This is a genomic window from Marinobacterium aestuarii, assembly GCF_001651805.1.
GTDB classification, from domain to species: Bacteria; Pseudomonadota; Gammaproteobacteria; order Pseudomonadales; family Balneatricaceae; genus Marinobacterium_A; species Marinobacterium_A aestuarii.
In genome coordinates, this window is sequence record NZ_CP015839.1 from 228,178 (window position 1) to 242,161 (window position 13,984).

The 13,984-nt window shown below is 53.7% G+C and carries 11 protein-coding genes; 10 read left to right on the forward strand and 1 reads right to left on the reverse strand.

Annotated features, from left to right (window positions below):
- Nucleotides 1–3 precede the first annotated feature (3 nt).
- The 10 genes from A8C75_RS23495 to A8C75_RS01010 all read left to right on the forward strand — a co-directional run bounded on the left by A8C75_RS23495 (nucleotide 4) and on the right by A8C75_RS01010 (nucleotide 13,098).
- A complete protein-coding gene (locus A8C75_RS23495) occupies nucleotides 4–1,317 on the forward strand; it encodes a phenylacetate--CoA ligase family protein (RefSeq protein ID WP_157890191.1) in 1,314 nt (437 codons plus the stop codon).
- Between the two features lie 269 nt (nucleotides 1,318–1,586).
- Nucleotides 1,587–2,714, forward strand: coding sequence for a phenylacetate--CoA ligase family protein (locus A8C75_RS00970; protein ID WP_157890192.1), 1,128 nt, complete (start codon nucleotides 1,587–1,589; stop codon nucleotides 2,712–2,714).
- 33 nt (nucleotides 2,715–2,747) lie between these two features.
- Entirely contained in the window at nucleotides 2,748–4,925 is a 2,178-nt protein-coding gene (locus tag A8C75_RS00975; RefSeq protein WP_067376820.1) for a bi-domain-containing oxidoreductase, read from the forward strand.
- 26 nt (nucleotides 4,926–4,951) lie between these two features.
- Nucleotides 4,952–6,148 carry a glycoside hydrolase family protein gene (locus A8C75_RS00980; RefSeq protein WP_269465727.1) on the forward strand — a complete coding sequence of 399 codons (1,197 nt, stop codon included), beginning with the start codon at nucleotides 4,952–4,954 and terminating at the stop codon, nucleotides 6,146–6,148.
- Entirely contained in the window at nucleotides 6,135–6,881 is a 747-nt protein-coding gene (locus tag A8C75_RS00985) for a WecB/TagA/CpsF family glycosyltransferase (RefSeq protein ID WP_067376825.1), read from the forward strand. The genes A8C75_RS00980 and A8C75_RS00985 overlap by 14 nt, the downstream gene beginning before the upstream one ends.
- Before the next feature lie 284 nt (nucleotides 6,882–7,165).
- Nucleotides 7,166–8,065, forward strand: a complete 900-nt coding sequence (cysD, locus tag A8C75_RS00990; RefSeq protein WP_067376828.1) for a sulfate adenylyltransferase subunit CysD — start codon at nucleotides 7,166–7,168, stop codon at nucleotides 8,063–8,065.
- Nucleotides 8,065–9,972 (forward strand): sulfate adenylyltransferase subunit CysN, encoded by a 1,908-nt coding sequence (cysN, locus tag A8C75_RS00995; protein ID WP_067376831.1) that lies wholly within the window; start codon nucleotides 8,065–8,067, stop codon nucleotides 9,970–9,972. Before cysD ends, cysN begins: the two co-directional genes overlap by 1 nt.
- 320 nt (nucleotides 9,973–10,292) lie before the next feature.
- Complete coding sequence (gene cysQ, locus A8C75_RS01000; RefSeq protein WP_067376834.1) at nucleotides 10,293–11,072, forward strand: 3'(2'),5'-bisphosphate nucleotidase CysQ; 780 nt, start codon at nucleotides 10,293–10,295, stop codon at nucleotides 11,070–11,072.
- 482 nt (nucleotides 11,073–11,554) lie between these two features.
- Nucleotides 11,555–12,631 carry a UDP-glucose 4-epimerase GalE gene (gene galE / locus A8C75_RS01005; RefSeq protein ID WP_067376837.1) on the forward strand — a complete coding sequence of 359 codons (1,077 nt, stop codon included), beginning with the start codon at nucleotides 11,555–11,557 and terminating at the stop codon, nucleotides 12,629–12,631.
- Between the two features lie 89 nt (nucleotides 12,632–12,720).
- A complete protein-coding gene (locus A8C75_RS01010) occupies nucleotides 12,721–13,098 on the forward strand; it encodes a VanZ family protein (protein ID WP_227819801.1) in 378 nt (125 codons plus the stop codon).
- Between the two features lie 221 nt (nucleotides 13,099–13,319).
- Here the strand turns inward: A8C75_RS01010 and A8C75_RS01015 are convergent, their stop codons facing one another.
- On the reverse strand, nucleotides 13,320–13,853 hold the full coding sequence (locus tag A8C75_RS01015; RefSeq protein WP_067376843.1) for an REP-associated tyrosine transposase: 534 nt from the start codon (nucleotides 13,851–13,853) through the stop codon (nucleotides 13,320–13,322).
- Between the last annotated feature and the right edge of the window lie 131 nt (nucleotides 13,854–13,984).

The following is a 13,984-nucleotide window of genomic DNA, read 5'->3' on the forward strand; positions in this document are numbered from 1 at the left end:
CTTATGAAAGAAAGTCTAAAAAAAATTGCAGATCATATCCCTTACCCTATAGGGAAGTTGTTGGGGGTCACCCCGATGCAGTTTCGATTGGGACGGAGCTATCAGCGGTTTTCAAATAAGATCAATGGCCATAGTTCCGCTGTCATTGGTGAACAATTTGGATTATTAAAGAGCCTTGTTAGTTTCTCTTATAAAAACATTGAGTATTATCGAAATTTTTATAATGACCATGGTTTCAGTCCAGACCGGTTTGAAATAATGGATGATGTACTAAAAATCCCAGTTAGTACTAAAACTGAATATCAGCGATACTCTATCGAAAAGCGAAGCTTTAAAGATTTTGCACTTAAAAAAAGTAACACAGGAGGTACAACCGGTCAGCCTCTTGACTTTTATATTGAAAAAACTTCTTATGCCCGTGAGTGGGCTCATATGCATGCCATTTGGGCTACTTTAGGGTATCGCTACACTGATGAAAAAATAACGATCCGTGGTAAGAATATTGGCAGCCGCTTTTACAAATATAATTTTAACCAAAATGAATTTCTGATCAATGCCTATGCGCCGCTTCAGGAAAATATCGATTCTTGCAGTGAGCTTATCACCAAGCGGAACATCAAGTGGATTCATGGCTATCCCAGTTCGATTTATAGTTTCCTTCGTGAGTTAGAGAACGTAGATTCCGTGCTTTTCGAAATTCTGATAAGTAAGGTAAAGGGCGTTTTTTTAGGATCTGAGTATCCAGTCCCGCAATACCGAAAGTATATAGAGCAGCATTGCGGGCTTAAGACTATTTCATGGTATGGTCATTCGGAAATGGCTGTACTTGCGCCTGAGCGGGAGCCGGGCTCTGGCATTTATTATCCTTTTCACAGTTATGGTTTTGCTGAAGCCGTTCCTGCAGGTGACTCCTATCGATTGGTAGGTACCTCGACTCATAATTTCGCGACGCCTTTTATTCGATATGACACAGGCGACCTTATTGAACCAACTTTTAAAGATGGTTTTCTTGAATGCTTTCGTATTAAAGAAGGGCGTAATAGCGATAGTGTTGTAGATAAAAAAGGGCGGAGTATTTCCTTGACCGGTCTCATTTTTGGTCGACACCACAAAGCATTTAGCCATAGTGAGCATGTTCAGGTGCGGCAACTGTCACCTGGTTCCATTGAAATCCTAATTACATCAAAAGAGCAGGTGAGAGACTGGTCTCAGCTTTTTGATTTTTCTAACTCCTATTTTGATATCAAATTCACACAGATCGGCTCCCCGGTGAAAACAGCTCTAGGGAAAGTCCAACTTTTGGTGAGACAGCAATGAATAAAGTTGCTCTAATTCTTGCCTATCAGTCTGATTTACGTTGTATTGTGTTAGGGCTCCCTATTAATTTATTGAAGTTATCTTGCTAAGTGTTTTTCATGAGGAAAACTCTAGAAGCATATTATTATAAGTTAAGGCACTTGATACCTTCCGGGTTTTTGTACTCCCGTTTCTATCACCGTCTTGGCTTGGTTTTGGCTTCTTCTGATAGTGACGCTGTGCAATGTTTAGTTACTCAGAGGTTAAGGGAGACGTTGCTATCTTCATCTATGAATGTTCCTTTTTATAGATCTCTTCGTATTAAAATTTCTGATATAAAAAATGAAGATCCTTACAATATTCTAGCTACTTTACCTTACATAGATAAAGACACCTTGATGGATGAGCCAAAGGCCTTCATCAATGAACGCGCTTGGTTATTTTTTTCAAAGTACGCAACGAGTGGTGGCTCTACCGGGCGAGGCGTTGGTGTTTGGCGCTCCAAGTCTTCTTCCGATATTGAAAAGCTGTTCTTCAATGTTCGGTGGGGTGAGTTTGGATACGAAGGGCATCGTGCACGCACGCTTCGCTTGGCGGCGGAGGGGATCAAGAAGCACGATGAGCACCCTGTATCGGTTTTGGGGCGTACGGTATTACTCTCGCCATACCATATCAGTCGACTGTATATGCCATTGATACTGGAAGGTTTAGCGCGCCACAGCTTTGATTTTGTTCATGCTTATTCTGGCGTTTTGGTTGAACTTACCTACTTGTTACGTGAGTTCCAGCCCCAAAAGATGATGCAGGTTAAGGCGATATTTCTTGGCTCTGAACCTGTTTCCATTGAGCAGTTGGAGATCCTCTTCGGATATTGGCAATGCCCTATCGTAGTGCACTACGGCCTTAATGAGCGCACTAGCCTCGGTTTTTATACCTATACCCCGGGTGACAGGGAAATCGTCTACCAATTGGAGCCTTTGTATGGTATTACCCAGAATCCCAGTGACAGCCATGAAATAATTGGTACTACGTTATGGAATGATGTAATGCCGTTGCTCAACTATCGAACCAAGGACTACGGATTGGTCAGCGACGGGAAAATAACCGGCCTTGATGGGCGAGAGCAGAACTTTCTGATATCCCGAGATGGTCACAGGATATCCGGCATGTCAATTGTCATTGATGAGGCATCCTGGGCACAGATTCGCCACTACCAGATACGTCAGCGTGTACCAGGCAAGATTGAGCTCTGCATAGTCCCGCGCCATGGCCAGCTAAGCCTTGAGTTCAGAGATTACATCCTCAGTCAGCAGTTGAATCGCTGGGGTGGATTTTTTGATATTAGCCTAGTCGAGTGCGCTACCATTCCGCTCACTCCTGCGGGTAAAACCCGGCACGTTGACGTCCAGCTTTCCTAACATTCAGTTCTACTCTCTATTACGGATTCATAAATGAAGCAAGTTACCCAAACCCTGCGCACTGGCGTAGTTGAAATAAATGAAGTGCCGGTACCCTCGCTAAACGATAAATTCGTTCTGGTGCGTAACAGTATGTCGGTGATCAGCGCCGGTACCGAAAAAACCAAGATTGATATGGGCAAAAAGAGCCTGTTGCAGAAAGCCAAGGCTAGGCCGGATTTGGTCAAGCAGGTGATTAACAAGGTGCGTACCGAAGGGCTGGCAAAAACCCTGCAAACGGTTAACTCCCGCCTTAATTCACCTTCACCTCTTGGTTATAGCTGTGCCGGTACTGTAGTCGCTGCAGGTGGCCTGGTAGAGGGGCTGCAGCCGGGTGACCGTGTTGCCTGTGGCGGTGCCGATTATGCCAACCATGCGGATTTTGTGGCGGTGCCCAAAAATCTGGTGGTGAAGGTGCCAGGGAATGTATCGGACGAAGAAGCGGCCTTTACTACTGTCGGTTCCATTGCCCTGCAGGGTGTGCGCCTGGCTGAGCCAAAGCTGGGTGAAACCTTTCTGGTGGTGGGTCTTGGCCTGCTGGGGCAGATCACCGTGCAATTGTTGCGTGCCAACGGTTGTACCGTGATTGGGACCGATCTGGATGCTGCTCTGGTTAAGCGTGCAGAAGGCTTTGGCGCCATAGCTGTTCCGCCCGGTGGGGATGTGACCGGGCTCTGTGCGGCAAAAACGGCAGGCCACGGGGTGGATGCTGTACTGGTGTGTGCTGGTTCCAGCAGCAATGCCATTATTGAAATGTGTGGTGAAGTAACCCGCGAAAAAGGCCGCGTTGTGGTAGTGGGTGCGGTGCGCATGGATATTCCCCGTGAAGACTTCTTCAAGAAAGAGATCAGCGTTGTGATCTCCCGCTCTTACGGCCCTGGCCGATACGATCCTGTCTATGAAGAAAACGGCAACGATTATCCGCTGGGTTATGTGCGCTTTACCGAACAGCGAAATATGTCTACTTTCCTTGAGCTGATTTCCCAGGGCAAGGTCGATGTAAAGAGCCTGATCACTCACCGCTATTCAGTAGATGATGCCGCTGTTGCCTATCAGTTGATAGAAGGTAACAAGACCGAGCCTTACCTTGGCATAGTGCTGCAGTACAACCCGGCAAGCCAGCTGGCCGACATGGCTGCGCGTATAGAGGTTACCCCGGCGGCGGTAGCGGCAGATAAGGTCAAGCTGTCGTTTTATGGCGCCGGTAACTACGCCACTGCCAGCCTGTTGCCGCCGATGCAGGCCAGCGGCAAGGTGACCTTTTCTGGCCTGGTCACCGCCAGTGGCCGCTCGGCCCAGGGCGTGGCCAAACAGTTTGGTTTTGGTTTTTGCGCCGGCAGCTATGCCGAGTTGCTGCAGGGCGATACGGACGCGATCGTGGTCACCACGCGGCATGATACCCATGGTGCCGCCGTGCGCGATGCCTTGACGGCCGGCAAGCATGTGTATGTTGAAAAGCCGTTGGCCATGTCGGTAGAAGAGCTTAGTGAGATTCACCGTGCCTACGGCGACTGCGGTCAGGCCCAGGTGATGGTGGGCTTTAACCGTCGCTTTGCCCCCGCTACTAGGCAGGTTGTGGAGCACTTCTCCGGAGTGAAAAGCCCGCTGGTAGCGAATATCCGTATTAATGCGGGTGTTATCCCCGCCGATCACTGGATTCAAGATCCGCAAGTCGGTGGCGGCCGCATGATTGGCGAAGGTTGCCATTTCATCGACCTAGCTTCTGCTCTAGTGGGCAGTAACGTTAAATCCGTCTATGCGGTTGGCTCCAGCAAGGCGGAAAAATCCGCCTTGCTGAACGACAACCTGTGCCTGTCGCTTACCTTTGAAAATGGCAGCGTGGCCAACATTACCTATACCGCCGACGGTGCCAAGGCGATGGCCAAGGAATATATCGAGGTGTTTGGCGGTGGCCGCTCGGCGCAAATCAACGATTTCAAAGATGTCACCCTGTACAGCGGCGATACCGAAGCTACGCGATTGAAAGCCGGCGTACAGGACAAGGGACAGAAACATATGATCAGCGCCTGGCTTGAAGGGCTGAAAGCTGGCAAAGCCTGCGTGGACTATTCATGCCTGATGAGCACCAGTCTGGCCACGGTCATGGCGGTGGAGTCTCTGTCCCTGGGCATGCCGCTGACCGTTGATACCACCGTACTGACGGCCGAGTAATCAGAAGGAATGCAAGGGGGCTTTTTATGCCCCCAGATACCATGAATACGCTCATACCCCTTAATTCACAGCTGCTCGGCGCCATACGTGGCGAGCAGTTTGCCGGTTACGATCCCTTTGACAGCCTGAACAGCACGTTGCTGCAGGCTACTCCTTTTGGTCGCAGTGAACTGGTTCGGCTCGCCTGGTTACAGTTGGGCAAGCGCTCCCCGATTAACCTGCGGCCTTTGCTACGTGTGCCCAAGAAGCGTAACCCCAAGGGTGTTGGGCTTTTTATACTGGGATTGCTGGAGGACCACCGTCGCACCGGTGAGCAGCAATATTTAAACGAAGCCAAAGAGCTGGGTGACTGGCTGTTAACCCAGCGGAGCCCTCGCGAGCAATGGCAGCACAGCTGCTGGGGCTATCATTTCGACTGGCAGGCGCGCGCCTTTTACGTGCCGGCCGGCAAGCCGAATATCATCACCACCTGTTACGTTGCCCGTGCTTTATATGCACTGGGCGAGGCAACGGCCGAGCAAGGCTATATAGAGGTTGCGCTGGATGCGGCGCACTTTATTGTTAATAGCCTCTATACCGAGGCCGATGGCCGTTGTTTTTACGCCTATATTCCGGGCGAAACCGCCTTTGTGCATAACGCCAGCCTCTGGGGAGCTGCCTGGGTGGGTTTTGCCGGCGCCAGGCTGAATGACCCTGCCATGTGCGAACAGGCATTGGACGTTGCACGCCAGTCGGTGAGCGAGCAGGGTGCAGATGGCTCCTGGGTCTATGGTGCCCGGCATCATCACCAGTTTATCGATGGCTTTCACACGGGTTATAACCTGGAAGCGCTCTGCCTGTTGCGCGATGCGCTGGATTCCGGTGAGTTTGATGAGGCCATCAAGCAAGGCTATCGCTATTACGTAAATCACTTCTTCACCGAAGATGGTACCGCCAAGTATTACAACAACAATGTCTATCCCTTGGATATGCACAGTGTTGCCCAGGCGGTGTTTACCCTGCTGAAAGTGGGTGGCAGTGCGGCGGATGAAGAGTTGTGTGCAAAGGTGATCGCGCGCGCGCTTGAACAGCTTTATATGCCGGGCAAAAAACAGTTTGTATACCAGAAGAGCCGTTGGCTGACGAACCGCATCAACTATGCCCGCTGGACTCAGGCCTGGGCTTATTATGCGCTGGCTTTCTACAACCGCTACCGTGCAGAGAATCAAGATGAGAAGAATTAACGTACTTGGCTGCCCCATGGATGTGGCCAGCATGGGGCAGACCGTGGCGGCGATACGTAACGGCATTCGTGAACAGCGCTTCGTGCAGCATGTAGTAGTGAACGTGGCCAAACTGGTGAACATGCGCACCGATGCCCAGCTGCGTGAGTCCGTGGAAAGTTGCGACATTATCAATATCGATGGCATGGGTGTGGTGCTGGGCGCCCGAATCATGGGGCACGATGTGCCGGAACGAGTAGCCGGTGTTGATCTGTTCCACGAACTGCTGGCCATGAGTGCAAAGGAAGCCTTTCCCGTCTTCCTGCTGGGCGCCAAGCAAGATGTGGTGCAAGCTGTGGCGGACAAGGTGGCTCATCAGTACCCGGGCCTGGCTGTTGCCGGCTATCACCATGGCTACTTCTGGGATGATGAGCAGGCGGTGGTTGAAAAGATAAAGGCATCAGGTGCGCGCCTGCTGTTTGTTGCCATTACGTCTCCGCGTAAAGAGAACTTTATCAACCGCTGGCGCGATCAGCTGGGTGTGGATTTTGTGATGGGAGTGGGGGGCACTTTCGATGTGGTGGCCGGCAAGGTGACGCGCGCACCGCTGTGGATGCAGCAATGGGGTCTTGAATGGCTGTATCGCGTTATTCAGGAACCGGGCCGTATGTGGAAGCGCTACCTGGTGACCAATTCCAAGTTTGCCTGGCTGCTGTTGAAGGCCAAGTGGAAAGGAATGATTGGAAGCTCGTGAGTGGTGAGTGGTGAGTGGTGATTGGTGATTGGTGAAGTTGGTGGTGCTTGTGCTTCGAATCACGAATTACCAATGACGAATGACGGGGCCTAATGGGTTATTAGTAATTAGTCATTGGAAAAACGGTTGGGTACGCTGCATAGTAAACTTGGCTTACGGCTTACGGCTTACGGCTTACGGCTTACGGCTTACGGCTTACGGCTTACGGCTTACGGCTTACGGCTTACGGCTTACGGCTTACGGCTTACGGCTTGTTTTAGTTTTCAAACAGGACAAACATCGCTATGGCGTTAACACACCTGCAACGGCTGGAAGCCGAAAGTATTCATATCATGCGGGAGGTCGTGGCCGAAGCGGAGAACCCGGTGATGCTGTATTCCGTGGGTAAAGACAGCGCGGTGATGCTGCATCTGGCGATGAAGGCCTTTGCGCCTTCGGCGCCGCCGTTCCCGCTGCTGCATGTGGATACGCGCTGGAAGTTCCGCGAGATGTACCAGCTGCGCGACCGCATGGCCCAAGAGTCGGGCATGAAGCTGCTGGTGCATACCAACCCGGACGGAATCGCGCAGGATATCAATCCGTTTACCCATGGCTCGGCGGTTCATACCGATGTGATGAAGACCGAAGGCCTGAAGCAGGCACTGAATGAGCATGGCTTTGATGCCGCCTTTGGTGGTGCGCGCCGTGACGAGGAAAAGTCCCGCGCCAAGGAGCGCATTTTCTCGTTCCGCTCCGAACAGCACCGCTGGGACCCAAAAAGCCAGCGTCCGGAGTTGTGGAAGCTGTATAACGCCCGCAAACAAAAGGGCGAAAGCATCCGCGTTTTCCCGCTGTCGAACTGGACCGAACTGGATATCTGGCAGTACATCTACCTCGAAGGCATCCCTGTTGTGCCACTGTACTTCGCCGCAGAGCGGCCGGTGGTGGAGCGCGATGGCGCCCTGATCATGGTGGATGATGAGCGCATGCCGCTGAAACCGGGTGAAGTGCCCGAGATGCGCAAAGTGCGTTTCCGTACCCTGGGCTGCTACCCGCTGACCGGTGCTGTGGAATCCGAGGCGGATACTCTGCCGGCGATTATTCAGGAAATGCTGCTGACCACAACATCCGAGCGCCAGGGGCGCGCTATCGATCACGACAGTGCTGCATCCATGGAAAAGAAAAAGCAGGAGGGCTACTTCTGATGGCACACGTATCCGACCTGATCTCGACCGATATCGAACAATACCTCAAAGCCCACGAGAACAAGGGCCTGCTGCGCTTTATTACCTGCGGCAGCGTGGATGATGGCAAAAGCACCCTGATCGGCCGTCTGCTGTACGAATCCAAGATGCTGTTTGAAGATCAGCTGAGTGCCATTGAGGCCGATTCCAAAAAGTACGGCACCCAGGGTGATGAGATCGACTTTGCCCTGCTGGTGGATGGCCTGGCGGCCGAGCGGGAGCAGGGCATTACCATCGATGTGGCCTATCGTTTTTTCTCCACCGACCAGCGCAAGTATATAGTCGCCGATACCCCCGGGCATGAGCAGTACACCCGCAATATGGTGACCGGTGCCTCCACCGCCGATGCTGCCATTCTGATGGTGGATGCGCGCAAGGGTATTCTGATCCAGACACGCCGGCACAGCTACCTGATGTCCCTGATCGGTATCCGCAACATTGTGGTGGCGATCAACAAGATGGATCTGGTGGATTACTCCGAAGCGGTGTTTAACCGCATTCGGGAAGAATACCGCGCCTTTGCCCGCCAGATTGGTTTTGAAGATGTCACCTTTATCCCGATGTCGGCCTTTAAGGGCGATAACATCACCACGCTCAGCGAGCGCATGCCCTGGTATCAGGGCACGGCGCTGATGCCGCATCTGGAAGCGGTGGAACTGGATGACGAGCGGCTGCAGCGTTCTGCGTTTCGCATGCCGGTGCAGTGGGTTAACCGCCCCAATCTGGATTTCCGCGGCTTTGCCGGCAGCATTGCCAGTGGTGTTATACGTCCAGGCGATGCCATTCGAGTACAGCCCTCGGGCAAAACCAGCACCGTCGCCCGTATCGTTACCCATGATGGTGATCTGGAGCAGGCCGTGGCGGGCCAGTCGATCACGCTGACGCTGGCGGATGAAGTGGATATTTCCCGCGGTGATGTTATTTCCCGCATTGATGCCCCAGCGGAAACCGCCGATCAGTTTGAAGCCTCCCTGGTGTGGATGCACGAGGAAGCCCTGCTGCCCGGGCGTCGTTACCTGATGAAAATCGGTACCAATACCGTCACAGCCCAGGTCAGCGAAATCAAATACCAGGTTAACGTGAATACGCTCGAGCACCTGGCCGCCAAGCAGCTCGAACTGAATGCCATTGGTGTGTGCAACCTGTCGCTGGACCGGGCCATTGCCTTCGATGCCTATGCCGATAACCAGGATACCGGTGGCTTTATCCTGATCGACCGCCTCACCAATAATACGGTGGGTGCGGGCATGTTGCGCTTCGCGCTGCGCCGCAGCCAGAATATCCATATGCAGCATGTTGATGTAGACAAGGCGGCACGGGCGCAGGCCAAAAGCCAGAAAGCCTGTGTGCTCTGGTTTACCGGCTTGTCTGGCTCTGGCAAATCGACCATCGCCAATCTGGTGGAGAAAAAACTCCATGCCCGCGGCCAGCACACCTACCTGCTGGATGGCGACAATGTGCGCCACGGCCTGAACCGTGATCTTGGCTTTACCGATGCCGACCGGGTGGAAAACATCCGCCGCGTGGGTGAAGTGGCCAAGCTGATGGTGGATGCCGGCCTGATCGTGCTCAGCGCCTTTATTTCACCCTTTTGCTCCGAACGCAGCATGGCGCGGGACCTGGTGGCAGACGGCGAATTCCTCGAGATCTTTGTCGATACGCCGCTCAGCGTGGCGGAAGAGCGCGATCCCAAGGGGCTGTACAAGAAAGCGCGTAGAGGTGAGCTGAAAAACTTCACCGGTATCGATTCCGCCTACGAAGTACCGGAAGCCGCGGAAATTCGCATCGATACCACCGTGCTGGATGCAGATGCTGCCGCCGAGCGGATTATCGGTGAGCTGATCGAGTGCGGCATCCTGCAAAACTGACAGCCGAGAGCTGTCAGCTATCAGCTTTAAGCTTTAAGCTTACAGCTTGAAAGCAGCTATCAGCTATCAGCTATCAGCTATCAGCTATCAGCTATCAGCTTGAAGCTTACAGCTTAAAACTTACGGCTTACGGCTTACGGCTCGTCATTGGTCATTAGTGATTAGTCATTGGTAACAGGCAGCAGGCAGCCAGCGACTTACGAATCACGAATCACAACCAACACGTGGCCCATGATTCGCAAGCTCATTCCGGCTACGTTTTTGGCGGCCCCAGGCCCTGTTGGGCCTTGTCACGCTATTGATTTACATTGAGAAAGAAGATGACTGATTACATTACCCGGGCGCTGCTCGAATCTGTGGAAACCCTTGCCCGTGATGCGGGCGCCGAGATCATGGCGATCTACAGCCGTGATTTCAGTATCGAAGAGAAAGAAGACAAGTCCCCGCTGACCGAAGCCGACAGTGCCGCGCATCGGCTGATTGCAGCGCGCCTTGCAACGCTGACGCCGGCGCTGCCGATCCTGTCGGAAGAAGATGTCGAAGGCTTCGGCGGCGCCGATGAACAGGGTCGCTACTGGCTGGTGGACCCGCTGGATGGCACCAAGGAGTTTATCAAGCGCAATGGCGAGTTCACGGTGAACATCGCCCTGGTTGAAAACGGCATAGCCGTACTGGGTGTGGTCTATGCTCCGGCGCTGAATGTGACCTACAGCGGCGCGCGTGGCCTGGGTGCTGTGAAAGTGAACGATGCCGGCGAACGGACGCCTATTAGCGTTGCCGGTACGCCGGTGGGCCGTGCCTGGCGTGTTGTGGGCAGCCGCTCCCATGCCGGTGCCGAAACCGAGGCATGGCTCACCCAGCTGGGCGACTATGAGTTGGTGCCCATGGGCAGTTCGCTGAAGCTGTGCCTGGTTGCCGAAGGCGCTGCGGATGTTTACCCGCGCCTGGGGCTCACCTCCCTCTGGGATACCGCCGCTGCCCATGCGGTTGTGAATGAAGCCGGTGGCGAAGTCGTTCGGCTGGATGGCGCAGCGCTGAGCTACGCCAACACCGCCGAGGTGCTTAATCCGTATTTCATCGTGCAGGCAAGGTCTGTTTAACGGGTTGGGTTCTGGCGAATGACTAAGCGTGATTGGTAATTGGTGATTGGTGATTGGTAATTCGTAATTGGTAATTCGTGAGTGGTGAGTGGTGAGTGGTGAGTGGTGATTAGTAATTCGTAATTCGTGATTGGTGAGTCGTAATTGGTACTTGCGACCTGCGAGTGAATCACCAGAATTGATTTACGGCTGACGGCTCGAGATTGGTAATTGGTAATTGGTGGGAACTCCCTGCACGATGATCACGAATAATGGGACGTCATTGGTGATTGGTAAATTGTAATTGGCAAGAGCGGTCAGCATAAGCGCTTTGAATTACGTGTTGTCATTCGTTAGTAGTAATTGGTAATTAGTAGAGCGACCATTATTCACGATTCACGATTCACGATTCACGATTCACGATTCACGATTCACGATTCACGATTCACGATTCACGATTCACGAATTACAACTCACCAATTACTATTAACTAGGAATATTGTATGAAGATTTTAGTAACCGGCGGTGCCGGCTATATTGGCTCCCACACGGTGGTTGAGCTGCTCAGTGCCGGTCATGATGTGGTGGTGCTGGATAACTACTGCAACAGCTCGGCGGTGGCGCTGCAGCGAGTGGAACAGATAGTTGCCGGTACTGTTGCGGGCAAGGCCGGTAAGGCTGGCGTGCTGCAGGCGGTGGAAGCGGATATCCGTGACCGTGCAGCGCTGGATGCGGTTTTTGGGGCCCATGCATTCGATGGCGTGATTCACTTTGCCGGGCTCAAGGCGGTGGGCGAAAGCGTATCGAAGCCGCTGGAGTATTACGAAAACAATGTCGGCGGTTCTATCACGCTGTGCCAGGCCATGCAGGCGGCGGGGGTGTTCAAGCTGGTGTTCAGCTCCTCGGCCACGGTCTATGGCGAAGATGCGCCTGTGCCCTATGTCGAAACACTGCCCCGGGGCAAAACATCGAACCCCTACGGCAGCAGCAAGTCGATGGTGGAACAGTTGCTGACGGACCTTTGCTCATCGGGCTCTGATTTGCAGGCGTCTAACTGGTCGGTGTCCCTGCTGCGTTACTTCAACCCTATTGGGGCTCACCCCAGCGGGTTTATCGGCGAAGACCCGCAGGGGATTCCCAACAACCTGATGCCCTATATCGCCCAGGTGGCGATTGGCCGGCGTGCAGAGTTGGCGATCTTTGGCAGTGATTACCCCACGCTTGACGGCACCTGTCAGCGGGATTATCTGCATGTGGTGGATCTGGCGAAAGGGCACCTGCGGGCGCTGGAAGCCCTGACCCAGCCCGGCGTTAAGGCGTATAACCTGGGTACCGGCCAGGCCTGCTCGGTACTGGAAATGGTGCGGGCATTCGAACAGGCCAGCGGCCGCCCGGTGCCCTACAGCTTTGCACCGCGCCGTGCTGGCGACCTGCCCGCATTCTGGGCCGATGCCAGCAAGGCTGCAGCGGAACTGGGCTGGACGGCGGAGTTGGGCCTGGATCAGATGATGGCCGACACCTGGCGCTGGCAGTCCATGAATCCGGAAGGGTATAGCGAAGACGGCAGCTGTAAGCCGTGAGCTGGCAGCTTTAAGCTCGCGGCTGATAGCTGATAGCTGATAGCACGATGTTTCGAATCACGAATTACCAATCACGAGTAACACATCGAATGCTACAAGCTGTTTATAACCTGCGCATGGCGATGTTTTTGGGCTGTGTCGCGGCGCTGTTGTACGGCATTTTCCGCGCGGCGCCGCCGCCGGATCTGTTTGATCAATCCGACAAGGTGGGCCATCTGCTGGCCTTCGGTGCCCTGGGCTTAAGCAGCCGGCTGGCGTTTCTGCGCCTGTCGGGATGGGTGCTCTGGCCAATACTGGCAGCCCTGGCGCCCTTGCTGGAGTGGCTGCAGCATCAGCTGCAGCCGTTGCGCATTTACAGCCTTGAAGATGCCCTGGCGAATCTTGCCGGTGTTGCGCTGGCGCTGGTTTTTTGGGCTTTTGTTCGGCGTTATGTGTCTGCTGATGCCTTGCTTGTAGCCCGGCGTTGAACACGGATTCAGGGTGTGGGTTGTAGAGAAGGGGTGGGCTCGTTGGCGCAGTGCAGTCGCCTGGAATGATCGCCATGGACGGTGGAAATCCTGAAAACGCAGGAGCGGTTTTCAGGGGAGTGTGCGAATTCCGGGAAACGAGCCCCGGCGAGTTTCGAGGGTGATCCATGTGTTTCGAGGATTTGCCAGCGCGCGCTCTGGATGTGCCTGCGCATTTCGGCTTAGTCCTTGTAATCCAGCTCACTGGCATGACCGGTGTCCGCCCAGTCTGCCGGGTATATGCCTTTGGTCACCAGCCGGTGAAAGGTTGAGTAGGGCCACTTTGAGGGATGATCAACCAGCCCGTGTTTAACCGGGTTGATGTGGATATAGTCCATATGGGCGCGATAGTCGCGTTCGTCACGGATCAAATGCTCCCAATAACGCCGCTGCCAGATACCGCGTTCGCCACGTGACAAGCGACTGGCGGAACGTAGTTCGGTGTGGGGGATCTGGCGCGAGAAGTTATTTTTGATCAGGAACCAGCGTTTTGCATAGTCGGCATCGCCGGACGGCAGTTCAATGACGCAATGCAAGTGATCGGGCAATACCACCCAGCCATGGATGCGGAACGGATGGTGGAGGCGCACCGAGCGCACCGCCTCGCGCAGTTCATCAATATGTCGGGTTAGCAGGTCATTACCGTGACGTTGTAGCAGGGTGACGGTAAAGAAATAGCAGCCCCCAGCATGCAATATACGACGAAAACGGGGCATCCATGCCTCCTTCGTTGTGGTTTTCCGTTTGAGTGTAGCTGTTGCCGGCGGGGAACCGGAGTTTTGAGATATCTCGAAATTCGTGAGCACATCCTCGAAACTCGCTCCGCTCCTTTCCCGGAATTCGCTGC